Here is a 24,490-nt window from a genome sequence, read left to right as displayed (position 1 = left end):
TCCTTCGCTGGTGAGTATCTTTGGAAAGGTTACTCGCCAGTAGGGGAATTGGCTATGCGTTAAGAGGTGTTTTTACCTTCGCTGGCGACAAGTAGGCGCTGATAGTCAGACCGAGGTAGGCGAGCCAGACGAAGAGCTGGAGCCACGATGTCGTTGTATCAAATCCGATTGTTCCTCCAAGGAGGGCGGCGATAAATGATTCCTTTGGCATCCATGAAGTGACATCCCATGCAAAGGCATCAGGGCCAGGCAGGATGCCAAACTCCTGGAACTCGTGGATTCCGTATGAAAGAACGCCCGCTGCCACAACGATTAGAGCCACACCTGAGTAGGTGAAGAACTTGCCAAGGTTGATTTTGACTGCGCGGTTGTAAATTCCATAACCAAGACCTACTGCCAGAGCCAGGCCAAGGATCAAGCCAAGGGTCGCTGTAGAGAAAGCGCCAACGGTTTTAAAGTTGGTATAGAGAAAGAGTGATGTTTCCAGGCCTTCGCGAGCAACAGCAAAGAAGGCGAGGGTTGCCATCGAGAGGGCACCAGAGGTCACAGCGACCTCGGCCTTTCCATGGAGCTCATCACGCAAGCCACGGGCTGCGCGCTTCATCCAGAAGACCATCCAGGTGACAAGGCCGACCGCCACGAAAGAGGTAGTTCCGGCGAAGAGCTCTTCGCCCTTCTCTGAGAGCTCAGCAGAGGTGTAAGACAAGAAGGCTCCGAAGGCAAGGCTTGCAGTAATAGCGAGAGCTACCCCGGTCCAAAGTGCGCGTAAATGGCTTCTTTGGTCGCTCTTCACAAGGTAGGCGACAAGGATTCCAACGATGAGCGCGGCTTCTAGGCCTTCGCGTAGTGCGATGATGAATGTACTGAGCATGGCTTGAGAGTAATTGAGCTAAGGGAATTACGCAACTCCGATGTTGCGTAATTCGTCACTCTGCAGGCGTGACTTCCGCCTCAGGCTCAGGTATTTCTAGTGGCTCAGTTTGCGTGAGGGCCAGTTCAAGGATGGGAGAGGCAATCTCAGCCTGCCAGCGGCGCGCTCCCATGGCGAGCAGGGCTTCGTGCACAGATGAGGTCGGAGGCTGCCAACAGATACGGCGGACCAGTTCGGGGGAGATCATATTTTCAAGAGGAATGGAAAGTTCCTCAGCCCGTACCTGCAAATTAAATCGCGCGTGGGTGAGAGGTGCGTACTTTTCCGGAAAGCGCTCGCGCCAAATTTTAATCGGTGGCATCGCATCAGTTTTAGAACGCGCTTCAGGCCATTGATCTTCTGGCATTGCAATGGCATCGGTAATACAGCTAATCCATGTTGCAGCATTTTCTAACCAGCGCGCTCGCAAGCCCAGCGGCCTAAGAATTTTTTCAAGATGTTTGCGATTGGTTATCGGACCTTTATCGGATGCAAGTGCAATTTCTGTAATTGCTAAATCTGATAAAAGCCGGCTGGGCGATACATCTAATTCTTGTGCAAGTTCATTACGCGCCTGCCAGATTTCGCGGATTACCGCCATGTGATTGCGCTTCTTCACCTTATGCATTCCAGAAGTTCTGCGCCATGGATCTACTCGCGGTGGCGCCGGTGGAGCTGCAATGATTGATGCGAAATCTTCTTCAGCCCATTTCCATTTCTTGGCATCGACCAAGAGTTGGTAAACCTTGTCGCGCAACTCGACAAGAAGTTCTACATCGAGAGCGGCGTAATTAAGCCAATCGTGAGGAAGTGGTCGCGTCGACCAATCAACAGCAGAGTGTTCTTTTGCAAGCGAGACGCCCATTAGCGTTTCAAGGAGCGGACCAAGACCTACGCGCGGAAGCCCTGCGATACGACCGCCGAGTTCGGTATCGAAGAGAATGTTAGGAAATATGCCGACTTCGCGAAGGCAGGGAAGGTCTTGCGTACTTGCATGCAAGATGACTTCAACGTCTTGGATAAGTGCGTTAAGTGCAGTAAAGCAACGATGTCCTGGCCCGAATGGAATCGGATCGATGAGGTGCAACCCGCCACCAGTACGTTTGATCTGAATCAGATATGCACGGGCGCTGTATTTATATCCAGATGCACGTTCTGCATCGAATGCATAAGGGCCAGTGCCTGAAGCTAACTGTGCAAGAGCTGCATCGAATGCTTCCTCGGTGTCGATAATCGCGGGAACTCCCTCTGCTGGATGTAGCAAAGGGATTGCGGTGGGAAGCTCTTCTACTTCAGACACGACGTCGAGCTGATGCAATAGTTGAAACGCCTTCAGGAACGGGTGGAAGTCCTGCGACTTCGGTAATAAGATTGCACCACGCCTGCACGTGAGCGAACATGTCGTCAGGAGATGTGATTACCGGAGACCAAGAGGCACGAATTTCAATTTCGGATTCGTCATTACGTGGTGAAAGTTTTCCAAAGGATGCACTGGATACGCGAGTAACTGTGCCGCTCGGTGCGTTGTAAGAAGCACCCGTTGCATTGAGTGAATCAAGAAGCCAATTCCAACCTACTTCTGGAAGCAGTGGATCTTCTTGCATCTCGCTATCTACATCGGCGCGCATAAAGGTGACGCAGCGGAAATCGCCTTCCCAAGTGTCTTGCCCACCGGGTTCGTGCAAAATGACGAAACGTCCAGAGGCAACCTCATCTTCTGCATCTCCGAGTGAGCCATTTGAGATATCTGCGGTGAATGCAAAGGAATAAGCCGCAAGCTTTTGAGGAGCAGGCACTTCTTCCAGAATGATTTCATTTCTTGGGGTAAAGGTACGAAGAAGGTCGATCATCTCTTCAAAAGTAAATGTCGATTTCACTGGTTAATTCTAAAGTTCAAGGTGTGCTTTGCATGGGAGGCTGATGGTCTTGCCCTGTAGAGTCCTCTCCATGGCAAGCCTTCTAGCGCTACTTTCTAGCGCGTTGTGGGGAAGCGCCGATTATCACGCTGGAAAACTCAGTAAACGATTCCCAGCCATTGCAGTTCTTGCAACCAGTCAGGCGATTGGATTTATTACCGGTCTCTTTCTTGTCATTGTGAGTGCATCCTGGAATGCGCAAGCACTCGGAAGTGATGGCTACCTTCTTGCAGGAGCACTTGCAGGTCTGTGTGGGTACGCCGGTCTGATTAGTCTCTACGCCGCACTCTCTACAGGGAGAATGGGTGTTGTTTCACCAATTAGCTCACTTGGTGCGCTGATTCCCTTGGCTTACGCAATTGTCATTAAAGGTGATCAACTTTCTACAATCGTCAGTATCGGAGTTGTCGCTGCACTTCTTGGTGGCTTTCTTGCAAGTGGACCAGAAGTTTCGCAAGGTCTTCCGCTTAAGCCAGTTCTCCTCGCTTTATCTGCTGCGGTCTTCTTTGGCCTAGCCCTTGTCTTTATGGCAATCGGATCGCAGAGCAGCGCCTTGATGACCATGACGACAATGCGCGCCACCACTCTTCTTATCGGCATTGCGATCTTTATTCGATTTAGACATATCGGCGGGCTAGGAAAAGCCGAACTTCCCATTCTTATCTTTATCGGTGTCGCAGACTTCGCAGCTAATTTGCTTCTTGGCGTTGCAACGACAAAGGGCCTTGTCTCACTTGCCATGGTCTTAGGTTCGCTCTACCCAATCGCTACTGCGTTATTGGCTTACAAATTTCTCCACGAAAGATTACATAAAGTGCAATATGTTGGAATCTTCTTTGCTGTAATCGGTGTAGCGCTAATTTCCGCCTTTTAATTATTTTCGTGCAGAAATAAAGCGCGTATCTGTTTTCGTTACTTCGCTACGCTGCGAGAAGTGTCCAATTAGTTTTTCGATATCAATAAAATCTTCTCCACCGGTAACGGATGTAATACTGAGTTCAAGAGCGTCGATACGTCCTGCGCTGATTAATTCTGTGATGATTGCAACGCCCGCTTCAATATGAACGTTGGGGCCGAATGTTTTAATCGCTCGATCTAGCGCTTTCTCGGGGGAGAGATTCCAACAATGCGCCAGGCGATTATCGGCTAAAGGGTTAATCAAAGAGCGTGAAATAACTACTACAGGCACTGGTGTGCGGTGATAGGGCTCTGTACGTGCAGTATTGCCTCCGATAAGAATGCAATCAGCTGTGCGACGTCGCGCTAAGAACTCTGAGCGATCAGCTGCAGTGGTTACACCTGCGGAGCTGCCATCCTTTGTGGTAGATCCATCACTTCCGACTACGAGAGTTACTGTGACCGTCATAAAGGTAAGAATATTCACTTTCTCACCCATTTATCAGGAAAATCTCCCGCTTAAAATTGAAAGTTCATTACTAGGAGCGTTAGCCTTTCAACATGAGAAAAGCTATGAGTGCTGGCGCTGCGGTTGCATGCGCGGTTTTTCTCCTCTCGATTTTCCCTTCGACTGGTGCCAATGCTGCGCAAACTTTGGCGCAGGTACAAGCGCAAGTAAATCGACTTGAAGAAGATGCCACTGAAGCTGCTGAAGGTGCGCAGGAAGCCAAGGTTAAGCTCGCAGCTCTCACGCGCAGCTTGGCAGGAATCCAAGCTCAAGCAGCGATTCAAGGAAAGACTGTTGATGCGATTTCAAAAACTCTTGGAGTTATCGCTGTCAATCAATACAAGTCAGGAACTTTGAGCCAAAGCCTAGAACTTCTCTTCTCATCAGATCCTGCGCTCTATCTTTCATCAGCCGGTTCTCTCGAAGCGATCACTCGTCGTAAATCAACGCAACTTCGCAAATTCCAATCTGCAGAACAACAGCTTAATGCGACCTCATTAACTGTCAGCGACCGCTTGGCTCAAGTGAAGGTATTGCAGACAAAATTGGCCGAACGAAGCGCCTTTGCGCAACGAAAGTTGGCTCAAGCAGAGCTCTTGCTATCTAAACTAAAGAAAGAAGATCGCGAACGGCTCGCTAAGTTGGCAGAAGATCGTGAGAATGCAGACCAGGCATCTTCACTAGTTGCGGCAAAAGCTGCCGCCGGGGTTTCAGGTCGCAGTGGTATTGCACTCAAATATGCGCTGAAGCAGATCGGTGATCGCTATGTCTTTGGTGCAGCAGGTCTGACTACGTGGGATTGCTCTGGTTTGACGATGCGTGCCTTCCAGTCGGCCGGAGTTTCACTTCCTCACTCATCAGCTGCTCAATCAAGAATGGGTAAATCAATACCCTTCGGACAAAAGAAGCCTGGCGACCTCCTCTTCTTCGGCCGTCCTGTATCTCACGTAGGAATTTATCTCGGTGGCGGTCGCATGGTTCATGCACCACGTTCGGGCTCACGCGTGAAAGTGGCTGAGTCGAATTCACTTGGACGTAAACCTTTGGTTGCAGTCCGCCGTTTCTAATGAGTGACTCAAAGATTCTCTGCATCACAAATGATTTCGGCCCACGCGCAGGTGGAATTGAAACATTTGTTATTGGTCTAATCGAACGCCTTCCCAAGCACTCGGTCGTCGTTTACACGTCTTCGCAACCAGACTCTGCTGCCTTTGATAGAGCGTGGATGGAGAATTACGGAGTACTCGTTATTCGCGACAAATCTAAGGTTCTTTTACCTACTCCACGTGTAGCAAGTGCTGTCAGAAAGATTCTCCGTCGTGAATCAATCAGCACGGTTTTCTTTGGGGCAGCAGCGCCATTAGGGCTGCTATCTCAGGGGCTACGTCGCGCAGGTGCAAAACGAATCATTTCACTTACTCACGGACATGAAGTCTGGTGGGCAAAGCTTTGGCCATTTTCTTGGGCCATGCGGCGCATTGGAAGTGGCGTAGATAATCTGACATACCTTGGTGATTTCACACGTTCGCAGATTTCCCGTGCGCTCACAGATAGCGCAGCGAATGCAATGGTGAAGATCGCACCCGGAATCGATACAGATCACTTCGCACCTCGCGCTGATGCACAAACGCTACGAGCCGAGCTAGGACTTTCAGAGAAGAAGGTAATCGTCTCTGTTGGGCGTTTGGTCCATCGCAAGGGACAGGACGCACTCGTTGAATCAATGCCACAGATCCTGTCGCAGGTTCCGGATGCGCATTTACTTTTCATAGGCGAAGGTCCATATAAGGATTATTTAGTAAAGCGCGCAGCTGAATTAAAGGTTAGCGATGCAATTACCTTTATTGGACGAATTCAGTATGCCGAACTTCCTCGTTACATCTGTGTAGGAGATATTTTTGCAATGCCTTCACGCTCTCGTCTTGCGGGTCTTGAGGTTGAAGGTCTTGGCATCGTTTACTTAGAAGCCAGCGCGTGTGGTCTTGCGGTAGTCGGTGGGAAATCTGGGGGAGCACCAGATGCAGTTCTTGAAGGTGAGACCGGATTTGCAGTTGATGGAACGTCAGCGCAAGCAGTAGCTGAAGCAGTGATTATTCTTTTGAAGAATCCAGAACGCGCAAGCCAGATGGGTGCACGTGGTCGCCAATGGATTATTGATGAATGGCGCTGGGAAATTTGGTCAAAGAAATTTGCCCAGTTACTCACTCAACCCTGATTGTTGCGCCTTCTTCACAGCTTGAGTTCGATTACTGACCTCTAACTTTCTATAGATTGTATTGAGGTGGGTCTTCAGTGTTGATTCTGAAATGAATAAAGAGGCTGACAACTCCTTTAGCGGTTGGCCCATATGTAAAGTTCCAAGAATTTGTAGTTCCCGTTGCGACAGACCAAAAGTTTCATTCTTGCGGTTAAGAGCCCCAGCAAGATCTTGTGCGGAGAAAGTGCCAGGCGATGAGAGCGCGTGATCTACCGCGGCAAGGAAGTCTGCAAGTGGCGCCGATTTATTCACGAATGCGCTGGCCCCAGCTTTCATGGCTGCAATGACGAATTCATCCTTTTCATTCAAGGTAAGAATGACAATCGCAACTGTCCACGAAAGTGAACGCACCCATTGTGCAATTTCCAAGCCACTACCATCGGGAAGATTGATATCGAGTATCAGCAAGTTTGGATTTACTCTTGCAATCTGGGCGCGAGCTTCGTTGATTGAAGAAGCTTCGTAAATTGAGAAGCTCTGTCGTGTTTCCAGGGCTCGACGTAGCCCTTCACGAACCATGGCATGGTCATCAACAATGAGCGCAACTAATGGGTCGCTCAAACCAAGATCGCTACACGAGTCCCATCAATACTTTCGATTGTGATACTTCCATTCATGGCATGTACTCGTTCAATAATTCCAGAAATACCAAAGTGTCCATCTTTCACGTGCGCCCCTCCAATCCCATCATCGATCACCTCAAGACAGGTTCGATTGTTGACGGGATAGAGGCTTATTCCAATGTGGGTAGCCCCAGAGTGAGCGATGGAGTTACGTAGGATTTCCTTAGTAATCAGCAGAAGTTGGGTAGTTAATGCTTCATCGAGGTCTATCTCTTCGATAGAGAGCGCTACCTCGTGGGAGGGCGCTAATTCGCTGAGGAGTCGTTTAACTTCACTGCTAAAGGAATGCGAAGTGCTGGTGCGCAGGTTCAGAATTTCCCGGCGAACCTTTGTAATGAGTGCGTCTATGGAAAGACGAGTACGTCGGATTTCCTGACGTGAATTGGTCGAAAGAGATGGATCGGCTAGCAGAAGGTCGAGTGAGTAACCCACTCCAACTAAATCTTGCGCAATCCCATCATGGAGCTCCCGTGCAACCCGAAGTCTCTCGGGTGACGGGAGTTCCATTTACTTAGTAAAGAGCGCTGTGATTTCAGCTGAGTACTTCTCAGCGATGACGTGACGCTTAAGAGATAGCTTTGCTGTGAGCTCGCCACCAGCGATAGTGAAGTCCTTGGCAAGAATCGTAAACTTACGAATAGATTCCGCTTTCGACACTGCCTTATTGGCTTCATCTACTGCAGTTTGAATAACCGCAATGAGGTCTGGATCATTTACCAAAGTATCAATTGTGGCTCCGGCCTTATTGTTAGAAGCAATCCACCCTTTGAGCATGTCCTGATCGATAGTGATGAGGGATGCAATAAATGGCTGGTTATCTCCAACGACCATGCACTGGCTGACCAGCGGATGCGCGCGTAGGCGATCTTCAAGAACCGCAGGTGCGACGTTCTTTCCACCCGCTGTAACGATGAGTTCCTTCTTTCGTCCCGTGATGTAGAGATATCCCTCATCATCCAGACGACCTAGGTCTCCAGATTTAAACCATTCGCCATCAAATACTTCTTGGTTAGCAGCATCGTTCTGCCAGTAACCGCGCATGACAATTGGACCTTTGATCATAACTTCGCCGTCATCGGCAATCTTGATTGAAGTACCAGGGATTGGTCGGCCAACTGAACCCACGCGAATCTTCTTTGTGAGGTTAAGCGTTGCACCTGCTGTTGTCTCAGTTAATCCATAACCTTCAAGAATTGTGATTCCTGCGCCACGATAGAAGTGACCTAGACGTGTTCCAAGTGGTGCTCCACCTGAAATAGCTGCTTCAACAGAACCGCCCATTGCTGCGCGAATCTTTGAGTAGACCAACTTGTCGAAGAGGCCGTGCTTGAGAGTAAGTAGTGGATTGAATCCGCGCTTATCTTTCGATTCGCTATAGGCAATAGCGACTTCAGCAGCCTTTCTAAAGATCTTTCCCTTGCCAGCAGCTTCTGCCTTAGCTTCAGCGCCGTTGTAGATCTTTTCGAAGATGCGAGGAACGGCAAGAACGAATGAAGGCTTAAATGAAGCGAGATCTGGCTGCAGGCGACCAACTGGGTCGCTGCAATGCGCGAGGTGAAGTCCTGCATGGATTGCACCAATCTGCACCATGCGTCCGAAGACGTGCGCTACTGGAAGGAAGAGGAGAGTAGATCCACCAGGCTTAAGGAAGAGATCGCTTGCGCCTTCAACAACGTTGCCACACTCTGAGAGAAAATTTGAATGTGTGAGTTGTACGCCCTTTGGACGCCCAGTTGTACCTGATGTGTAAATCAAAGTGGCGAGACTTGCAGGAACGAGAGCATTTCTGCGGCGTTCAATCTCTTCATCAGAGATATTAGAACCAGCATCCTTCAAGATAGCGAGTACATCTTCTGTCATGACCCAAACATGCTTTGTATGTCCAGGAAGAACAGGAGTTACAAGTTCGCGATGCGTTGGAGTTTCGACGATTAATCCAACAGAACCTGAGTCATTGAGGATCCAGTCAACTTGTTCAGCAGAAGATGTTTCATAAATCGGAACAACACATCCACCGGCGTACCAAATTGCAAAATCTAGAATCGTCCATTCATATCGAGTGCGCGCCATGATTGCGACACGATCGCCAATTTGAATTCCAGCAGCAACGAGACCTTTGGCAGTTGCGCGGATTTCTTCTTCAACTTGTCGTGCAGTCAGTGGCTGCCACCCATCTCCAAGAGGACGTGACATGGTGACGCGATCTGGCTCAAACCATGCTCGTTCTGCAATCAAATTGGTGAGGTTTCCGGCTGTCGCAGCAGGGATGATTGGAGGATTGTTGATTTCGTTAATGACGCTAACGCTAGCGGGCGAGTGGGTGAAAAGGGAAGATTCCGAGCGCGTATTACTTCTGGGTGAGTGTTGGTAGCCTTGCGCCCATGTCAGAGAAGAGCGTTTCCACAGTCATTATCGATGCACCCCTAGCGGATGTTGAAGCCGCCCTATTTTCTATTGGGAGCTACCCCGAGTGGCTGAGCTCCATCAAGAAGGCGGATGTCATTGAAAGTGATTCGTCCGGTCGGGTACTCAAGGCGAAATTAGCTATCGATGCCGGCATGATGAAAGATCGAGTCACTCTTGATTACGATTGGAGCGCAGCACCTGCTTCGCTCTCTTTCACAATGGATGAAGCTGATTTACTGACACAGATGGATGGCGCCTACACGCTCAAGGCAATCGATTCAGATTCAACAGAAGTTACCTACGAACTCACAGTCGCTGTTGGCATGCCTGTTCCTGCCATGATGATCACAAAGGCGCAGAAGCAGACCATTGATGCTGCTCTCAAGGAGTTGGCTGAGCGAGTCGGCTAAATGAGTTACACCATTGGCGTCGATGTCGGCGGTACAAAAGTCCTCGGGGGAGTTGTCGATGAATTCGGCGCTGTCCTAAAGACTGCCCGACGAGATACGCCACGTGAAGGTGGAGCTGCTCTTACGCAAACTATCGCCGATGTGGCACTTGAATTAAAGAAAGAATTTACAGTCGACTCTGTCGGAGTATCTGCTGCAGGGTTTGTCTCATCAGATAGAAAAACAATGCTTGCTACTCCCAACATCGCTGGCTGGAATGGTGTTGATTTAGATTATGAACTCACCTCACTAATCGGTTTACCTGTTGTGATTGAAAATGATGCCAACGCGGCCGCTTGGGGCGAAGCTCGTTTCGGAGCAGGACGTGGAAAGCGCCACATGTTGATGTTGACTGTGGGCACAGGTATTGGTGGCGGCATTGTTGTAAATGGCGAGCTCTACCGCGGTGCGTTCGGAGTTGCTGCTGAAATCGGTCATATCCGCGTAGTTCCAGAAGGCCATCTCTGCGGATGCGGAGCACGTGGTTGCTTTGAACAATATGGTTCTGGAAATGCGCTCATGCGCCATGCCCGTGAAGCGATTGCAGCAAGTCCTGATATTGCACGTAACTTACTTTCACGAGGCGATGGAACTATTCAGGGACTTACTGGAAAAGATATAACTGAAGCTGCTCGTGACGGCGATGCAGTTGCACTCGCTGCCTTCAACACAACTGGACAATGGCTGGGCGCGGGAATTGCAACGCTTTCTGTAGTTCTCGATCCTGAATGCGTTGTCATCGGCGGTGGAGTAATCGATGCGGGCGAGATTCTCCTTGAACCAACTCGAAAAGCACTTGAGCAGTCAATGCCTTTTGCTGGAAAGCATCCATACCCAGAAATCATTGCAGCGCAATTGGGTAATGAAGCAGGGCTAGTCGGAGTTGCTGATTTAGCTCGTTCGTAAACTTTTTTTACAGAGCAGCACCGTCGTCAGGGTGTTGGTTATTGCGATTATTCTTCCAGCGCACCATTGCGTTCAGTGAATCTTTTATTTGATTAATAAGTGATCTCTTTGGAATTGTCGGCGGTGAGAATCTATTGGAATGATCTATCGCATCTAGTTCATCGAGGTACGTCGTTGGAGCAGATTCATCGAGCGATAGACCCTCAACCATTGATTGGAATTCTGCATCAATGAGTTCTTTGTCATCGAATGCATCATCTGATTCATGGCCCGATTCACGCTTGCTCATGGTTTATGTTCGCACAAATGGGTCGATTCAGGCTAAATTAGCGCCTATGAACAATCTGCCCTACGGCACCCTCCGGGCATTTCTGACACCATTTTTGATGTTGCTCTTTCGCCCGAAGGTGAAGGGGCTGCGTAGCGTTCCATCAACTGGACCACTGATTCTTGCTTCGAACCATCTCTCATTTAGTGATTCGATTTTTATGCCGCTCGTCGTGCCTCGCAAAGTTACCTTCTTGGCAAAGAGTGAGTACTTCACATCTCCTGGACCCAAGGGGCTTCTCAAGAAATTAACTTTCATCGCTTTGGGACAAGTACCTGTCGATCGTTCAGGTGGACGACGTAGTGAAGCAGCTTTGATCACCGGGCTCGAAGTACTTGCCGGGGGTAATTCCCTAGGAATTTATCCTGAAGGCACTCGTTCTCCTGACGGGCGCCTCTATAAAGGACGCACAGGTATTGCTCGCCTTGCTATTGAATCAGGCGCACCCGTAATTCCAATTGCGATGTTTAACACCGACAAGATTCAGCCGACTGGCACAGTCATTCCAAAGATCATGCGCGTTGGAATCACATTTGGCGAACCAATGTACTTTGAAGGCGATTCAACAGATTTGCAATACTTGCGCGAAGTTACTGATCAAATCATGAAACGTATCCAACAGTTATCTGGCCAGGAGTACGTCGACACCTACGCTGTGAAGGCGAAGAAATCAGGAATTAACGTCGAAAATAGCGAAGAGAACGATTAATCAATCTCTAGCTCTGCACGCTTAACCAAGTAATTACAGACGCTGCATTCAGGGCCTGAATCTGGCATCCCACCCTCGATAGTTGTAATCAACTCTTCGAGAATCGACATAAAACGATCGGAATCTCGCTCGACTGGAACATAGTGTTGATTGACGCCAAAGCCATGAGAGTTGGAAGCGAGTTCACTCGGTGAAGTCTCGGTTACTCCAGCTAATTTCCAAATCAGAAGACCCATGCTGGAAACCGGAAATGGCTTTCCGCGATCAGGGTTCTCGAGGGCATGTGCATATGCCTCTAACTGTGGCGCATAGAAGGGCCCATTGTCGCGAGCAGAATCTGAAACCTTGCAATCAATAATTCCTACAGTGCCATCTGTGTAATGGCCAAGCAGGTCGTAGATTCCAAGAATCTTCCAACGTGTTTCGAAGCCATTGATTGATATTGGTGCGCTCTTTACCCATTGACCCCATTGCTTCACAACACCCGGCTTTAACGAGGCATCGATATCTTGCATCGAAGCTCGGCGGAAATGTTCTTCTTGAGAATCAGCAAGCGGTTTGACGAGTGGAAACTCTTTCTTCAAATCAAATTTAAACCAGTACTTAAGCCATAAGCAGCGCTTGCAAGTAGAAAGCCCAAAGGTGAGATCGGATGGGGCAATGGTGTCGCGCGCAGGAACATCAGGCTTTTTCATATCTCATCTTCTCCTTACCCAGTGACAACTGCCGAGAATAGGACGGCGAGTCCCAAGATAATCATGATTGTTCCGCCGGCAGCACGGAGTCGTTCTAGGCGTTTATTATCTGTTGCAAGCCAAGCGCGTGCAGTACCGGCAAGCAGACCCCAACTTCCGTCAGAGATAAATGCCAGAACGCAGAAGACAAGACCAAGAAAAATTAATTGAGTGGTGACATGTCCGCCATCGATATCTACAAATTGCGGCAAAACTGCAGCAAAGAAAACAATCGCTTTGGGATTAAGTACTCCGACCCAGAATCCATCGCGGATTGATTGACGAACGGTTGGCGCAACGGGTCCTTGGTTTGTCATATCTGCGGCGTGTAGCGCGCGTTTCCTAATTGCATCGATTCCAAGATAAATCAGATAAAGACCACCAGCCCATTGCACTGCAATGTATGTGATGTGCCATTTCTGAAGAATTGGACCAACGCCTAGGGCGACAAGTGTCGAAAGTACGAAAGAGCCCATGACATTTCCGGCGACGGTGAGGATCGAGATTTTCCGACCCCAGGAAACAGCTCGAGCAATGACGAAGAGGACGCTTGGCCCAGGAGCGATGATGATGATCATCGCAGCCACCAGATATTCCGGTATGCGACTAGGAATCACTCCGCTCAACATGGGGTAAAGGTAACCAATGGAACCCTTGAAATGTGCGTGGCGATTTGCCCTCAAGGCCAAGAGGGGCTTTAATTGCTATATATCGATACGATATATCTAATCAACATAGATGGGGGGAAGATGCGATGCGTTCACGCTCAGAATCTCTCGAGTTCGCCCTCCTGGGCCTTCTCGAAGAGGGTCCTTTGCATGGATACGAGCTTCGCAAGAGGCTGATGGCAATCTTCGGCCCCTTCAGAGCGCTCTCGTTCTCAGTTCTCTACCCACAGTTGAAGAAGATGGTTATTTCGGAAGTTATCGAGGCGAAGGAGATTGGCGTGACTTCACGCCGAACTCGCATCGTCTACACGATCACCAAAAAAGGGTCACAGAGATTCGAAGAGCTCAATAGCGCTGTGACTGCCGACGCTTGGGAAGATGAAGGTTTTGGCATTCGCTTCGCCTTCTTCAGCCCAACTACAACGATGAACCGCGTTCGAATTTTAGAAGGGCGACTTCGTCGCTTAGAAGAAAAAGCAGATGTTCTGCGCGAAGATCTTAAGAGTTCTTCTGCAGGGATTGATAGATACCTCGAGGAGTGGCGCCGCTTCTCTCTCGAGTCGCTAGAGCGTGAGATCGCCTGGCTTAAAGACATGATCACAACCGAGGGGAACAATAAGTGAATATCAAGACTCAAGAAGGCGACATCCGTGTAGCGATTGTTGGCGTTGGCAACTGCGCTAACTCACTCGTACAGGGAGTTACCTATTACAAGGATGCAGCCCTCGATCAAGAGATTCCAGGACTTATGCACGCAGTAGTCGGCGGGTATCACATCAACAGCATCAAATTTGTTGCAGCTTTCGATGTCGATGCAAAGAAGGTCGGCTTAGATCTTGCGGATGCAATCTGGGCAAGTGAAAACAACACGATTAAGTTCTCTGACGTTGCAGAGACAGGCGTTCCTGTCCAGCGCGGAGTGACTCATGATGGACTTGGAAAGTATTACAAAGAGACAATTCAAGAATCAACTGAGAGCCCAGTAGATGTTGTTGCAGCTCTTAAGGAAGAACAAGTAGACGTTCTTATCTGTTACCTACCTGTTGGTTCAGAAGATGCTGCAAAGTACTATGCACAGTGTGCAATTGATGCAGGTTGCGCATTCGTTAATGCTCTTCCAGTCTTTATTGCATCTGACCCAGTCTGGGCAAAGAAGTTTGAGGATGCGGGTCTTCCTATCGTTGGCGATGACATCAAGAGCCAAGTTGGCGCGACCATCACACACCGAATCATGGCTAAGTTATTCCAAGATCGCGGTGTCCACCTCGATCGCACCTATCAGCTCAACGTAGGTGGAAATATGGACTTTAAGAATATGCTCGAACGCGACCGCCTCGAGTCAAAGAAGATTTCGAAGACTAACTCTGTTACTTCCCAGCTTGATCACGATATGGGTGCAAAGAATGTTCACATTGGTCCATCGGATTACATTCCATGGCTTGATGATCGCAAGTGGGCATATGTTCGTCTTGAGGGTCGTGCTTTCGGTGACGTGCCTTTGAACCTCGAATACAAGCTAGAAGTATGGGATTCGCCAAACTCAGCAGGTGTCATCATTGATGCACTTCGTTGCGCAAAGATCGGTTTAGATCGCAAGGTTGGGGGAGCGCTACTCTCACCTTCTTCATACTTTATGAAGACTCCACCAGTGCAGTACACAGATGAACAGGCTCATACTAAGGTTGAAGATTTCATCTCCGGAAAGCTTGATCGATAAATCTATTGAGTAAGAGAAAACCCCGGTCCTGATTGCTCAGGGCCGGGGTTTCTTATCCCCTCAACCTTCACGGAGAGTTGAAGAGAGGAGGGTTAAATCGTCGCGCTATCTGGAGTGCGACGAATGTGTACTAACCCCGCGATTGAGAGAAGAAGCATGACGAGCCCTCCAACGAGTGCTGCAATTGCAGATCCCTTCATATGTTCCCAAATGTAAAGATCTGAATAATCGCGAGCCATTTCACCTGTTGTAACCTTCTTCTCGGCCCACTTTGCCAGTTGAGCCTTAGTTGCTTCTGGCATGGCATCGGCAGCTGGGAATGAAATGTTCTGATTATCTAGTTGGCTCTTGACTGAATCAGAGGCAAATGTGGCACCCCAGTTAAGAAGAGCAGCTGCCGTGAATAGAAATACAGAAAGTCCAAATCCAACTGCTGTGACAATCGCGGGCAATAGCGATATTTGTTTTACCTTCGCAGAGTAAACCCAGCACCAATTGTTCAAAGGGCGATAATTCTCTACTTGTAATTGTGATGTCTCTAGCCATTTCAGCGACATCTCCGTTGCTAATTCCTATTATGCTCCTGCAAACATCCTTTCATTTGCCTTTGCCACCCTTTAGGATGCCCAAATGACGGAAATCACGACCTCTCGGCAAGGGCAAACCCTTGTTATTCGCTTCAATCGCCCAGAAAAGATGAATGCGATTACTCGGGGAATGTATGGCGAACTGGCGCAACAGCTCAACCAGGCAGCCGAAGATGAATCAATTCGTTGTGTCGTAATCACCAGCGAAGGCGATCACTTCACGGCAGGAAATGACATTAGAGATTTCATGTCGAATCCACCTACTGAAGCAGATTCCGATGTAGCAAAATTTCTCGGCTCTCTACTCGAGTTCCCAAAACCACTTCTAGCTGCAGTTAAAGGAAATGCCGTAGGAGTTGGCACAACAATGCTTCTACATTGCGATGTTGTCGTTGCTTCTCCGAGCGCCAGTTTCTCGATGCCATTTACCTCACTTGGACTTGTCCCTGAAGCTGGGTCTACCAAGTTATTTCCTGAGTTAGTTGGATATCAACGAGCTGCAAAGATATTCATGACAGGTGAATCCTTCTCTGCCGATGTTGCCCTCCAGATGGGGATGATTGCCAGCATCGCGGGGGATCCCGAAACCGAAGCTCTAGAAATTGCAGAGAAGATTGCTGAACAACCACCGAAAGCGATTATGAATACCAAAGCGCTTATGAAGGCGAATAAGCATGATGCAGTGGCCCATGTCATGCTCGCTGAGTTCCAGCTCTTTGCTCTCGCTCTTCAATCCGAAGAAGCAGCAGAAGCATTTATGAAGTTCATGGCAAAGAAGGGAAAGTAAATGTCACTTCAAGGTAAGCGCATCTTCATCACAGGGGGATCTCGCGGAATCGGCTTGGCAATTGCACTTCGCGCTGCCCAAGATGGCGCATCTGTCGCGATTGCTGCAAAGACTTCTGATCCCAACCCAAAGTTGCCCGGAACTATCCATACAGCAGCTGATGAAATCCGAGCAGCTGGCGGAACGGCGCTTCCTATTCAATGCGATTTACGCGATGAGAATCAGATAGCCGAGGCTGTTGCGCTTGCTGCAAAAGAGTTCGGTGGAATCGATATTCTGATTAATAATGCAAGTGCCATCAACTTAACTCGCACTGAAGATACGCCTGCAAAGAGATTTGATCTCATGTTTGATGTCAACGTTCGCGGGACTTTTCTTACTTCTCAGGCTGCAATCCCACACTTGCGCGAGTCAGCTGAGGCTGGACGCAACCCACATATTTTGACTCTGTCACCTCCACTTTCCATGAAACCAAAGTGGTTTAAGAACCACGTTGCTTACACAATGGCAAAGTATGGAATGAGCATGTGCGTTCTTGGAATGTCCGAAGAATTCAAGCGCGATGGGATTGCAGTTAATGCACTCTGGCCGCGCACTGCAATCGATACCGCTGCGCTACAGATGATCCCAGGTGTTGATACTGCTGCGTGCCGAACCCCGGAAATTTTGTCCGATAGCGCTTACATCATTCTCAATAGAAATTCTAAAGAGTGCACTGGAAACTTCTTTGTTGATGATGAAGTTTTGGCTTCTGAAGGCATTACGGATCTAGAGAAATATTCGGTAGTTCCTGGAACTAAGGATTTCTTGCTCGATTTCTTCCTCGACTAATTCAACCTGGAAGGTTATAAGTTAGAGCCTGCCTGCTTGATGAAGCGCGCTTAGGAAATCTTTCAACTCTTGCGTTTGAGGTGAGCCAAAGATTTGATCAGGTGTTCCTGATTCGTGGACTCGCCCCTTGTGGAGAAAGACGACGCTATCGGCAATCTTCTTTGCAAATCCCATTTCGTGAGTTGCGATGACCATAGTCATGCCCTCTTCTTTAAGTTCTGCAATTAAAGTCAGTACTTCTGCGATGAGTACAGGATCGAGCGCACTCGTTACCTCATCGAGAAGGAGGATCTTGGGGTTCGTAGCTACTGCGCGAATAATTGCTACGCGTTGCTGTTGCCCACCGCTGAGTAGATTGGGAAACTCATCGGCTTTCTCCAGTAGACCAAAGCGCTTTAGGAGTTCGCGAGCGTTCTTATCTGCGACATCTTTCTTAACTCCATGAACCAAGCGTGGAGCGAGCGTGATGTTATCTACTACAGATAAATGTGGGAAAAGGTTAAATGCTTGAAAAACCGAACCTATTTGTCCGCGCACTGTATCTATATCTGTTCCGTAGGCAGAGATATCTGCGCCATCGAGATTAATCTGACCATCGTTAAGTTCTTCCAGAAGGTTCATGCAGCGCATCAAAGTACTCTTGCCAGAACCGCTTGCTCCGATGATTACCGTTGCAGACTGCGCTGGGAAATCAATGGAGACATCATCGAGAACCAAGTTCTCGCCAAAGGATTTGCGGATGTTCTTAACCTCAAAGAGCGCGCTCATGGCTACCACTGTCCTTGTGCTCGTTGACGAGCATCTTGCCTGCGAGTGAGCCAGTCCGTGAAGCGAGTAAGAGGAATCGTGAGAAGTACGAAGAGCGCACCAGCAACGAGATATGGGGTGAAGTTAAATGATTGAGCTGTTTGGATTCCGGCTGCACGAATTGCGTCAACCGCGCCGAGAACAGAGATCAGCCCTGAATCTTTCTGTAGCGAGACAAGGTCATTGAGAAGTGGGGGAGTCACATTTCGAAATGCTTGAGGAAGAACCACATGCTCAAGAGTTTGTGACTGTGAAAGTCCTAACGCGCGAGCTGCCTGACGTTGCGTTGGATTCACGCCTTCGATGCCCGCTCGAATTACTTCCGCAACATAAGCTGAATAGGTAAGTACCAATGCGACCGTTCCAAGAACAACTGCGGAATTTGGAATCCAGCTAATACGAAGTCCTGGGATGCCGAGGCCGACTAGCAAGAGGACGAGTAGCAAAGGAAGTCCGCGGAAGAGATCTGTATAAATCGTTGCCACCAGGCGTAATGGATAAAGCACTGGAGAAGTTGTAGTTCGTGCAATAGCAATAAGAAGACCCAATAACAGCACAAAGAATTCGGCGACTATTAAAACACGTAGGTTGAGCAGTAGCCCGCGAAAGACCGAAGGCATTGCTTCTTTGGCATAGCTCCAGTTGAAGAATGAGTTCTTCACCATCTCATAACCTTGAGCGCCGGTGATTAATAAGACAAGAAGGAAACCAACCGCCAGCGTGCTTGAAAGTGCAATAAGGGTAGAACGGCGAGAGGCCCGACGCTTGGCAGCCTCGCGTTGCAGTTGCAACGAAGATGGCTGATAAGTCATCGGACCTCTCGCTTTCTTAAATCTGTAATACGTGAAATTAAGTATTACTTAAGAACTGGTGCGCCGACTGTGCTTGCTAGCCAAGCATCAGCAATCTTTGCAAGAGTTCCATTTGCACGAAGTGCATCGACAGCAGCCGTTACATCCTTGGTGAGCTTGCTTCCCTTAGAAAGCACGAGACCAAATTGCTCGCCGCCAGCTTGAGCCGGGAACTGTCCAACAATGAGACCGTTCTCTAGGTCAACCGCTGTGATGTAGAAAGCTGTAGGTAGATCAACGACGAGTCCATCAATCTGTCCGTTAGCAAGAGCCTGCTTCGCAACATCGTTGGTATCAAATACCGCAGGTGATTGAGTTGGCTTGATGACATCAGTGATGGTTGCGTAAGAAGTAGTTCCTACCTGAGCTCCGAGCTTTGCGCCCTTGAGATCAGCGATGGACTTTGCTCCTGCAATCTTTGATCCCTTAACAGTGATTACTGTCTGAGAAACGTCGTAGTAGCCAGATGAGAAATCAACAGCATTCTTACGTTCATCAGTGATTGAGACCTGATTGATATCGAAGTCGAAATCCTTGCAACCTGGCTGAATTACCTTATTGAATGGAACTTTTACCCATTCAACCTTGTCAGCTGAGTAACCGAGTTCTTCTGCGACTGCATAAGCAACTGCAGCTTCATAACCCTTGCCGTTTGATGGTGTGTTGTCATCGAACCATGGACCATATGCAGGATCGTCAGTTCCGATAGTAAGTACGCCTTCTTTAATCTGACCGCAGCCAGAATCTTTCTGTGCGTTAACAACAGGAATTGCAATAGCCACAATGGCTACGAGTGCTACGAGAGCGATTTTGATTTTTGTATTCAACGTTCCACGCCTTTCTGATGCGCTTGTCTTGGTGATGTACTCAAGACCTGGTCGTATTCATCCGGAAGGGCACCCCGCCGCCTTGGAGGGTTGCCGATCAAAGTGCCGGTGCATTCTTTGATACTCGTGACCGACGCGAAGACTATCAAGAGTGCTAGCTAGATTGAAACCGCGTAACCTTCGTCGCTATGAACCTTGAATTGAACGGAACAAATGTCATTCGCGAGAGCGAAAGACAGGGCAAGGCCTCTTCGCTCTTTTGGCCATGGTGTGGTGCAAACGTTTCGCTTCTAGCGCTTTCTTACGGTTCATTCTTTCTTGGATTCGGCATCTCATTCTGGCAGGCGACAATTGCTGCCTTCCTTGGAACAGTTCTTTCCTTCTTGCTTGTTGGGGTTAGCTCACTTGCTGGAAAGAAGTCGAATGCTCCAACGATGGTGATATCGCGCGCCACATTCGGAGTTAAGGGAAACCTAATTCCGGGCGCGCTTTCTTATCTCATCTTCGTTGGATGGGAGACAGTTCTAGTCTCGCTAGCGACACTTGCTACTGGAACTGTATTCATCCGACTTGGCGGCATTGAGCACAACGTCGCGATGATTATTGGCTTCGTTATCGCCGTTTCGCTGACCGTTTCAGCTGGAGTGCTCGGCTTCGAAGCGATCATGAAATTGCAGAGATACATCACGACAATCACGATTATCGCAACGCTTATTTACATCGCACTGACAATTTCTAAGGTTGATTGGAACGTAATCTCGTCAATGAAGAATGGAAATAGTCAGGCATTTATTGGCGCTCTTATTTTCGGAGCAACAGGGATTGGTCTTGGCTGGGTAAATTCAGCAGCAGATTACTCGCGCTACTTGCCACGAACCGTTTCAAACCGTTCTGTAGTTTTCTGGACCGTTTTCGGAGCCTCAATCGTTCCGATCATTCTCGTAACTTATGGTGCAGCGCTATCTGGCAGTAGTGAAGAACTTGCAGGAGCTATTGCAACAGACCCAATCGGCGCACTGACAACAATTTTGCCTACCTGGTATCTGATTATTTTTGCACTTGTCGCAATCCTTGGGTTGGTTGGGGGAGCGATTCTTGATCTCTACTCTTCAGGGATGACTCTGATTTCAATTGGACTTCCTGTGAAGAGACATATCGCAGCATCGATTGATTCGATACTTATGCTTATCGGAACCATCTATTTTGTCTGGGTCGCAGATGACTTCTTCTTCCCATTCCAAGGGTTACTCATCACTCTCGGAGTACCTGTAGCAACGTGGTCTGCAATATTCGTAACAGATGTTCTGATGCGGAAGCGTTACGACGAAACAGATCTTTATAGAACTGATGGAATATACGGATCTTGGAATTTTGGTTCTATTGCAGTAATGGCTGTGGGAACAATCATTGGATGGGGCTTTGTCACAAATAGTTTTGCAAGCTGGCTATCTTGGCAAGGTTACTTCTTAGGAGTCCTTGGCGGTAAAGAAGGATCTTGGGCTTATGCCAATCTTGGAATCTTCTTTGCCCTGATTATCGGTTTCGTGGGTTATTTCATCGTTGCGCGAAAAAGAATCAGACTTCACAACAACGCTTCGTGATAACGTGCGCTAATGCGCGCAAGAATTGCTCCACTTAAGGATTTTCTTCACCGCGAATCCTCTAGCGGTATTTTCCTTCTCGCAGCAGCGGCGCTCGGTCTTTTAGTAGCCAATAGCCCATTGGGCTCACAGTATTTTTCCACTCTCGATTCTGGTTTTGAAATCGGTGGTGGACTTTTCTATCTGAAGTTAACAACTCTCAAAGTTATTAACTACATCTTGATGACAGTCTTCTTCTTTGTTGTAGGTCTTGAGATTAAGCGCGAAGTTACATCTGGTCATTTAGCAACCTCTAGAAGTGCAGTAATGCCTTTCATCGCAGCGATTGGTGGAATGGCACTACCCGCAGCAATCTATTTGGCAATTGCCGGAAAGACTGATTCTCGAGGTTGGGGAGTTCCTGTAGCTACGGATATAGCACTTGCCGTTGGGTTACTCGCTTTGATTGGCACATCTGTTGCGCCGTCACTGCGCACCTTTCTTCTGGGGCTTGCCGTCATTGACGATATCGGTGCAATTCTGATCATCGCCTTCATCTATTCAACAGGTGTCGGATTCGGATGGGTTATATCTGCCTGTATCTCAATTCTGCTTATCGTTGCAATAGCAAGACTCGGAGTTATGCATCCTTTCTTCTATCTCATCTTGGGAGCCTCGCTCTGGTACTTCCTATATCGCAGCGGAATTCATGCGACTTTGGCGGGAGTAATTCTGGGACTTCTTACTCCTAATATCGTTAAGACCAATTCTCATATTGAAGATGTAGAAGATGGCACACTGACGATTATCGAATGGCTGGAAGCGAAACTTCACCCATGGAGCAGCTTTGTCATCGTTCCAATCTTCGCCTTTGCCAATACCGGTGTGGAGATTTCTGCCAACGCACTTGAGAGTGCAGCTAACTCACCTATTGCGTGGGGTATTTTTGTAGGACTTGTTGTCGGTAAGCCACTTGGAATCATCATCACAGTAGTAACGGCTAAGAAATTGAATGTGGGGGATTACCCAGAAGGTGCTTCAAAGCCTGCAATTCTTGCCACTGGAAGCGCTGCAGGTATTGGATTTACCGTTGCGATATTCATAGCAAATCTAGCATTCCGCGAAAAGGCAGATCAGGACCTTGCAATTATTGCGGTGATTTTCGCATCCGTAGTAAGTGGCCTCTTGAGCGTCATTCTCTTTAAGTTTTTTGCAGCCAAAGCTCATCTCAAGAGTTAACTAACTGATGAATATCTCTAGGGGCTTAGGGCATTGGACTGCTCGCATAATTCCGGCTGATCATGCCAAGCGAACGATGAGCTTATCCACGCTCATTAATACATTTGGTAACGGGCTATTTATGACAATTGAGGTCATCTACTTCACTCTGATTGTCGGACTATCTCCTGCAAAGGTTGCTCTCGCTCTCTCAATCGCTGGGGGAGTAGCGCTTTCTGTAAGCGTTCCTGCTGGTCATATTTCTGATCGTTTTGGTCCTCGTGACATTGCAGCTCTTGCGATGATCCTTGAAGGCATGCTGATGTTTGCCCTTCTGTCAGTTCATACCTATCTTCCGTTTTTACTGGTCAATATCGGTATGGGAATACTCGGAAATATCTCTCAGACGATGCGAATGGCAACCATCGCAAAATTGGGAGAAGGTGAAGAGCGCGTAGCTATTCGTGCCTATCAACGCGCAATTACCAACTTTGGAATTTCACTCGGTACTGTCTTTGCAGGAATTGCTCTTGCGGTTAATACGCCGCTTGGTTATCAGTTGATGCTCGCAGGGGATGCGGTGACCTTCATTCTTGCGGGGGTTGTATTTCGCAAGATGCCCTACATGGAGCCAACGGTTGAACGAGGCGAACCGATCTCGTTCCAGGCTCTTCGCGATAAGCGATTTGTTGCGGCCACTGCTCTCAATGCCATCAACTCACTTCACTTCGTATTGCAATCTGTAGCTATTCCTTTGTGGGTGGTACGAGAGACGTCTGCGCCACGTTGGTGGGTATCTGTGATTATGATGGTCAACACCATCGCAGTGATGCTCTTTCAGGTGGCTGCGAGTAAAGGTAGCGGGCCGATATTTGCTGGCGCAAAGCTATATAGGCGGGCAAGCTTGGCGATTGCGATCGCCTGCATTCTCTATTCGACATCACACGGAGTCAGTGCGATAACTGCAAGCGCACTTCTTGTTTTGGCATCAGCAGTACACGTATATGGCGAGCTCATTGGATCAGCAGGTTCCTGGAGTATTGGTTTTGGGTTAGCTGATGAAAAACATCAAGGGCAATATCAAGGAGTCTGGTCGCTGAGTTGGGGACTTGGAGGCACTCTTGGGCCTGCATTCGTAACGCTGATGGCAATTACCTTGGGTCAAAAAGGATGGTTCATCATGGCTGGAATATTCCTGATTAACGGAGTTCTGATGCACAAACTTGTGACTCGTTCTTGGATTTCAACTCCGGCCTAAACCTCGTTCTGCTTCGCGAACAGCAACACGACCCAAATCAGGATGCTCTCTTAAGAAATTTCGCACATCGCGGGGAGAAACCTTCGCCATATCGCGGAGGGCCCATCCAATTGCTTTCACAATGAAGAACTCCTGTGAGTCAGCGTGTTCGTGGCAGTATTGAAGAATCAACTTATTATCTGTTTCAAATCTTCTGCCACGTTGATGTTGAATTGCAGATCTAATAAGCCAGATGTTCGTTGATTTATTCCACTTCTCAATTAACTTCTCGCACCCATATTTATCGGTCAGGGGAGAAACGGCGGCCGAACCCAGGCCATCGACGGTATCCCACCAAGATTTATGTGTAATCAAATACTCGACATGTTCTTCAAGAAATTTCTTATTCGCCTGATCGATATGGATTTGAATGAGATCAAAGGCGGCGTAGTGAAACTCGCGCTCGTCTAACTTCCAGAGCGCACGAGCGGTCTGTGCCAATTCATCGCTAGTCGGAAGGTCGAATTCTCGAGCAATCTTCTTGACCAGAGATCTCCGTTCTGGGGTTTTAACTCCAAGAAATGGGGCGATATCTTTCATATAGCTCTGAGCGCCAATTGCCGCCGTGCGATTTCGTAGGGCTGAGAGCTGAGGTTTTAGCGTTGCAACGAACTCTTTGCTGTATGTCACGACGCCAGATTAGCGTTTGAAAATGAAAGAACCCCGCCATTTCTGAC

Annotated in this window: 28 protein-coding genes and 1 riboswitch; of the genes, 13 read left to right on the top strand and 15 right to left on the bottom strand. The window is 48.4% G+C overall.

Translation table 11 applies throughout. The annotated features are described in order from the left end of the window. Window positions 1-52: 52 nt before the first annotated feature. From efeU to AC8GFK_RS04275, 3 genes are read right to left on the bottom strand one after another with little or no spacing between them, the layout of a single operon-like run. Entirely contained in the window at window positions 53-871 is an 819-nt protein-coding gene (efeU, locus tag AC8GFK_RS04285) for an iron uptake transporter permease EfeU (RefSeq protein WP_506624807.1), read from the bottom strand. A gap of 55 nt (window positions 872-926) precedes the next feature. Continuing rightward, window positions 927-2,210 carry an HRDC domain-containing protein gene (locus tag AC8GFK_RS04280; RefSeq protein WP_506624806.1) on the bottom strand — a complete coding sequence of 428 codons (1,284 nt, stop codon included), beginning with the start codon at window positions 2,208-2,210 and terminating at the stop codon, window positions 927-929. Then, window positions 2,203-2,787, bottom strand: a complete 585-nt coding sequence (locus tag AC8GFK_RS04275) for a DUF3000 domain-containing protein (protein WP_223298402.1) — start codon at window positions 2,785-2,787, stop codon at window positions 2,203-2,205. Before AC8GFK_RS04275 ends, AC8GFK_RS04280 begins: the two co-directional genes overlap by 8 nt. A 70-nt stretch (window positions 2,788-2,857) precedes the next feature. Here AC8GFK_RS04275 and AC8GFK_RS04270 point away from each other — a divergent pair, with 70 nt between their 5' ends. Then, the gene (locus AC8GFK_RS04270) at window positions 2,858-3,700 is read left to right on the top strand and encodes an EamA family transporter (protein WP_506624805.1); all 843 of its coding nucleotides are present in this window, start codon (window positions 2,858-2,860) and stop codon (window positions 3,698-3,700) included. Here the strand turns inward: AC8GFK_RS04270 and AC8GFK_RS04265 are convergent, their stop codons facing one another. Further along, window positions 3,701-4,192, bottom strand: coding sequence for a dihydrofolate reductase family protein (locus AC8GFK_RS04265; protein ID WP_506624804.1), 492 nt, complete (start codon window positions 4,190-4,192; stop codon window positions 3,701-3,703). A 92-nt stretch (window positions 4,193-4,284) separates the two neighbouring features. Here AC8GFK_RS04265 and AC8GFK_RS04260 point away from each other — a divergent pair, with 92 nt between their 5' ends. Beyond that, window positions 4,285-5,298: a C40 family peptidase gene (locus AC8GFK_RS04260; protein WP_506624803.1), complete on the top strand. Its 1,014-nt coding sequence runs from the start codon at window positions 4,285-4,287 to the stop codon at window positions 5,296-5,298. Next, window positions 5,298-6,446: a glycosyltransferase family 4 protein gene (locus AC8GFK_RS04255; RefSeq protein ID WP_506624802.1), complete on the top strand. Its 1,149-nt coding sequence runs from the start codon at window positions 5,298-5,300 to the stop codon at window positions 6,444-6,446. The genes AC8GFK_RS04260 and AC8GFK_RS04255 overlap by 1 nt, the downstream gene beginning before the upstream one ends. Here AC8GFK_RS04255 and AC8GFK_RS04250 read toward each other — a convergent pair. Genes AC8GFK_RS04250 through AC8GFK_RS04240 form a run of 3 tightly spaced genes read right to left on the bottom strand, consistent with a single transcriptional unit; the run spans window position 6,429 to window position 9,406 of the window. After that, a complete protein-coding gene (locus AC8GFK_RS04250; protein WP_506624801.1) occupies window positions 6,429-7,049 on the bottom strand; it encodes a response regulator in 621 nt (206 codons plus the stop codon). The two genes, AC8GFK_RS04255 and AC8GFK_RS04250, sit on opposite strands and share 18 nt — an antisense overlap. Then, entirely contained in the window at window positions 7,046-7,618 is a 573-nt protein-coding gene (locus AC8GFK_RS04245) for a sensor histidine kinase (protein ID WP_506624800.1), read from the bottom strand. Before AC8GFK_RS04245 ends, AC8GFK_RS04250 begins: the two co-directional genes overlap by 4 nt. Continuing rightward, window positions 7,619-9,406 (bottom strand): AMP-dependent synthetase/ligase, encoded by a 1,788-nt coding sequence (locus AC8GFK_RS04240; RefSeq protein WP_506625786.1) that lies wholly within the window; start codon window positions 9,404-9,406, stop codon window positions 7,619-7,621. An 86-nt stretch (window positions 9,407-9,492) separates the two neighbouring features. On the opposite strand from AC8GFK_RS04240, the gene AC8GFK_RS04235 reads away from it, so the two are divergent. Continuing rightward, entirely contained in the window at window positions 9,493-9,927 is a 435-nt protein-coding gene (locus AC8GFK_RS04235) for an SRPBCC family protein (protein WP_095673666.1), read from the top strand. Beyond that, the gene (locus tag AC8GFK_RS04230) at window positions 9,928-10,872 is read left to right on the top strand and encodes an ROK family glucokinase (protein WP_506624799.1); all 945 of its coding nucleotides are present in this window, start codon (window positions 9,928-9,930) and stop codon (window positions 10,870-10,872) included. 7 nt (window positions 10,873-10,879) lie between these two features. Here AC8GFK_RS04230 and AC8GFK_RS04225 read toward each other — a convergent pair whose 3' ends face one another. Continuing rightward, on the bottom strand, window positions 10,880-11,161 hold the full coding sequence (locus AC8GFK_RS04225; protein ID WP_506624798.1) for a hypothetical protein: 282 nt from the start codon (window positions 11,159-11,161) through the stop codon (window positions 10,880-10,882). Window positions 11,162-11,207: 46 nt separating this feature from the next. Between AC8GFK_RS04225 and AC8GFK_RS04220 the strand changes: the two genes are divergently transcribed. Further along, window positions 11,208-11,909 (top strand): lysophospholipid acyltransferase family protein, encoded by a 702-nt coding sequence (locus AC8GFK_RS04220; protein ID WP_506624797.1) that lies wholly within the window; start codon window positions 11,208-11,210, stop codon window positions 11,907-11,909. Here the strand turns inward: AC8GFK_RS04220 and AC8GFK_RS04215 are convergent. Together AC8GFK_RS04215 and AC8GFK_RS04210 are read right to left on the bottom strand one after the other, a co-directional pair. Next, on the bottom strand, window positions 11,906-12,604 hold the full coding sequence (locus AC8GFK_RS04215; RefSeq protein WP_506624796.1) for a PD-(D/E)XK nuclease family protein: 699 nt from the start codon (window positions 12,602-12,604) through the stop codon (window positions 11,906-11,908). The genes AC8GFK_RS04220 and AC8GFK_RS04215 overlap by 4 nt on opposite strands. A gap of 14 nt (window positions 12,605-12,618) precedes the next feature. Next, window positions 12,619-13,272 carry a LysE family translocator gene (locus AC8GFK_RS04210; RefSeq protein ID WP_506624795.1) on the bottom strand — a complete coding sequence of 218 codons (654 nt, stop codon included), beginning with the start codon at window positions 13,270-13,272 and terminating at the stop codon, window positions 12,619-12,621. A gap of 125 nt (window positions 13,273-13,397) precedes the next feature. Here AC8GFK_RS04210 and AC8GFK_RS04205 point away from each other — a divergent pair, with 125 nt between their 5' ends. Together AC8GFK_RS04205 and AC8GFK_RS04200 are read left to right on the top strand one after the other, a co-directional pair. After that, complete coding sequence (locus tag AC8GFK_RS04205; protein ID WP_506624794.1) at window positions 13,398-13,934, top strand: PadR family transcriptional regulator; 537 nt, start codon at window positions 13,398-13,400, stop codon at window positions 13,932-13,934. After that, on the top strand, window positions 13,931-15,028 hold the full coding sequence (locus tag AC8GFK_RS04200; protein ID WP_506624793.1) for an inositol-3-phosphate synthase: 1,098 nt from the start codon (window positions 13,931-13,933) through the stop codon (window positions 15,026-15,028). The genes AC8GFK_RS04205 and AC8GFK_RS04200 overlap by 4 nt, the downstream gene beginning before the upstream one ends. Window positions 15,029-15,120: 92 nt before the next feature. On the opposite strand, the gene AC8GFK_RS04195 is transcribed toward AC8GFK_RS04200, so the two are convergent. Beyond that, complete coding sequence (locus AC8GFK_RS04195; RefSeq protein ID WP_506624792.1) at window positions 15,121-15,480, bottom strand: hypothetical protein; 360 nt, start codon at window positions 15,478-15,480, stop codon at window positions 15,121-15,123. A 178-nt stretch (window positions 15,481-15,658) separates the two neighbouring features. Between AC8GFK_RS04195 and AC8GFK_RS04190 the strand changes: the two genes are divergently transcribed. Both AC8GFK_RS04190 and AC8GFK_RS04185 read left to right on the top strand, forming a co-directional pair. Beyond that, window positions 15,659-16,402 carry an enoyl-CoA hydratase/isomerase family protein gene (locus AC8GFK_RS04190; protein WP_506624791.1) on the top strand — a complete coding sequence of 248 codons (744 nt, stop codon included), beginning with the start codon at window positions 15,659-15,661 and terminating at the stop codon, window positions 16,400-16,402. Further along, a complete protein-coding gene (locus tag AC8GFK_RS04185; RefSeq protein WP_506624790.1) occupies window positions 16,403-17,233 on the top strand; it encodes an SDR family oxidoreductase in 831 nt (276 codons plus the stop codon). A 21-nt stretch (window positions 17,234-17,254) separates the two neighbouring features. On the opposite strand, the gene AC8GFK_RS04180 is transcribed toward AC8GFK_RS04185, so the two are convergent. The 3 genes from AC8GFK_RS04180 to AC8GFK_RS04170 are packed head-to-tail and all read right to left on the bottom strand — an operon-like array spanning window position 17,255 to window position 19,667. Next, window positions 17,255-18,001, bottom strand: coding sequence for an amino acid ABC transporter ATP-binding protein (locus AC8GFK_RS04180; protein ID WP_506624789.1), 747 nt, complete (start codon window positions 17,999-18,001; stop codon window positions 17,255-17,257). 2 nt (window positions 18,002-18,003) lie between these two features. Continuing rightward, window positions 18,004-18,852, bottom strand: a complete 849-nt coding sequence (locus AC8GFK_RS04175) for an amino acid ABC transporter permease (protein ID WP_506624788.1) — start codon at window positions 18,850-18,852, stop codon at window positions 18,004-18,006. Window positions 18,853-18,896: 44 nt separating this feature from the next. After that, complete coding sequence (locus AC8GFK_RS04170; protein WP_506625785.1) at window positions 18,897-19,667, bottom strand: ABC transporter substrate-binding protein; 771 nt, start codon at window positions 19,665-19,667, stop codon at window positions 18,897-18,899. A 65-nt stretch (window positions 19,668-19,732) separates the two neighbouring features. Beyond that, window positions 19,733-19,850: riboswitch (SAM riboswitch) on the bottom strand. A gap of 56 nt (window positions 19,851-19,906) precedes the next feature. On the opposite strand from AC8GFK_RS04170, the gene AC8GFK_RS04165 reads away from it, so the two are divergent. The 3 genes from AC8GFK_RS04165 to AC8GFK_RS04155 are packed head-to-tail and all read left to right on the top strand — an operon-like array spanning window position 19,907 to window position 23,774. Beyond that, window positions 19,907-21,319 carry a purine-cytosine permease family protein gene (locus AC8GFK_RS04165; RefSeq protein ID WP_506624787.1) on the top strand — a complete coding sequence of 471 codons (1,413 nt, stop codon included), beginning with the start codon at window positions 19,907-19,909 and terminating at the stop codon, window positions 21,317-21,319. Window positions 21,320-21,331: 12 nt separating this feature from the next. Further along, window positions 21,332-22,537 (top strand): Na+/H+ antiporter NhaA, encoded by a 1,206-nt coding sequence (gene nhaA / locus AC8GFK_RS04160; protein ID WP_506624786.1) that lies wholly within the window; start codon window positions 21,332-21,334, stop codon window positions 22,535-22,537. A gap of 7 nt (window positions 22,538-22,544) precedes the next feature. Further along, window positions 22,545-23,774, top strand: coding sequence for an MFS transporter (locus AC8GFK_RS04155; RefSeq protein ID WP_506624785.1), 1,230 nt, complete (start codon window positions 22,545-22,547; stop codon window positions 23,772-23,774). Here AC8GFK_RS04155 and AC8GFK_RS04150 read toward each other — a convergent pair. Further along, the gene (locus AC8GFK_RS04150; RefSeq protein WP_506624784.1) at window positions 23,760-24,443 is read right to left on the bottom strand and encodes a DNA alkylation repair protein; all 684 of its coding nucleotides are present in this window, start codon (window positions 24,441-24,443) and stop codon (window positions 23,760-23,762) included. The genes AC8GFK_RS04155 and AC8GFK_RS04150 overlap by 15 nt on opposite strands. Window positions 24,444-24,490: the final 47 nt, after the last annotated feature.

It is taken from the genome of Planktophila turicensis (SeqCode) (assembly GCF_965234405.1).
Taxonomy (GTDB): domain Bacteria; phylum Actinomycetota; class Actinomycetes; order Nanopelagicales; family Nanopelagicaceae; genus Planktophila; species Planktophila turicensis.
The sequence above is the reverse complement of the archived record's forward strand: the minus strand, read 5'-3'. Positions and strand labels throughout refer to the sequence as shown.

Excerpts from the sequence above, each read along its gene's own strand:
- efeU (WP_506624807.1), bottom strand. The coding sequence starts at position 871 with ATGCTCAGTACATTCATCATCGCACTACGCGAAGGCCTAGAAGCCGCG.
- AC8GFK_RS04270 (WP_506624805.1), top strand. The coding sequence starts at position 2,858 with ATGGCAAGCCTTCTAGCGCTACTTTCTAGCGCGTTGTGGGGAAGCGCC.
- AC8GFK_RS04265 (WP_506624804.1), bottom strand. The coding sequence starts at position 4,192 with ATGACGGTCACAGTAACTCTCGTAGTCGGAAGTGATGGATCTACCACA.
- AC8GFK_RS04260 (WP_506624803.1), top strand. The coding sequence starts at position 4,285 with ATGAGAAAAGCTATGAGTGCTGGCGCTGCGGTTGCATGCGCGGTTTTT.
- AC8GFK_RS04255 (WP_506624802.1), top strand. The coding sequence starts at position 5,298 with ATGAGTGACTCAAAGATTCTCTGCATCACAAATGATTTCGGCCCACGC.
- AC8GFK_RS04245 (WP_506624800.1), bottom strand. The coding sequence starts at position 7,618 with ATGGAACTCCCGTCACCCGAGAGACTTCGGGTTGCACGGGAGCTCCAT.
- AC8GFK_RS04235 (WP_095673666.1), top strand. The coding sequence starts at position 9,493 with ATGTCAGAGAAGAGCGTTTCCACAGTCATTATCGATGCACCCCTAGCG.
- AC8GFK_RS04230 (WP_506624799.1), top strand. The coding sequence starts at position 9,928 with ATGAGTTACACCATTGGCGTCGATGTCGGCGGTACAAAAGTCCTCGGG.
- AC8GFK_RS04225 (WP_506624798.1), bottom strand. The coding sequence starts at position 11,161 with ATGAGCAAGCGTGAATCGGGCCATGAATCAGATGATGCATTCGATGAC.
- AC8GFK_RS04220 (WP_506624797.1), top strand. The coding sequence starts at position 11,208 with ATGAACAATCTGCCCTACGGCACCCTCCGGGCATTTCTGACACCATTT.
- AC8GFK_RS04215 (WP_506624796.1), bottom strand. The coding sequence starts at position 12,604 with ATGAAAAAGCCTGATGTTCCTGCGCGCGACACCATTGCCCCATCCGAT.
- AC8GFK_RS04210 (WP_506624795.1), bottom strand. The coding sequence starts at position 13,272 with ATGTTGAGCGGAGTGATTCCTAGTCGCATACCGGAATATCTGGTGGCT.
- AC8GFK_RS04205 (WP_506624794.1), top strand. The coding sequence starts at position 13,398 with ATGCGTTCACGCTCAGAATCTCTCGAGTTCGCCCTCCTGGGCCTTCTC.
- AC8GFK_RS04190 (WP_506624791.1), top strand. The coding sequence starts at position 15,659 with ATGACGGAAATCACGACCTCTCGGCAAGGGCAAACCCTTGTTATTCGC.
- AC8GFK_RS04185 (WP_506624790.1), top strand. The coding sequence starts at position 16,403 with ATGTCACTTCAAGGTAAGCGCATCTTCATCACAGGGGGATCTCGCGGA.
- AC8GFK_RS04180 (WP_506624789.1), bottom strand. The coding sequence starts at position 18,001 with ATGAGCGCGCTCTTTGAGGTTAAGAACATCCGCAAATCCTTTGGCGAG.
- AC8GFK_RS04175 (WP_506624788.1), bottom strand. The coding sequence starts at position 18,852 with ATGACTTATCAGCCATCTTCGTTGCAACTGCAACGCGAGGCTGCCAAG.
- AC8GFK_RS04165 (WP_506624787.1), top strand. The coding sequence starts at position 19,907 with ATGAACCTTGAATTGAACGGAACAAATGTCATTCGCGAGAGCGAAAGA.
- nhaA (WP_506624786.1), top strand. The coding sequence starts at position 21,332 with ATGCGCGCAAGAATTGCTCCACTTAAGGATTTTCTTCACCGCGAATCC.
- AC8GFK_RS04155 (WP_506624785.1), top strand. The coding sequence starts at position 22,545 with ATGAATATCTCTAGGGGCTTAGGGCATTGGACTGCTCGCATAATTCCG.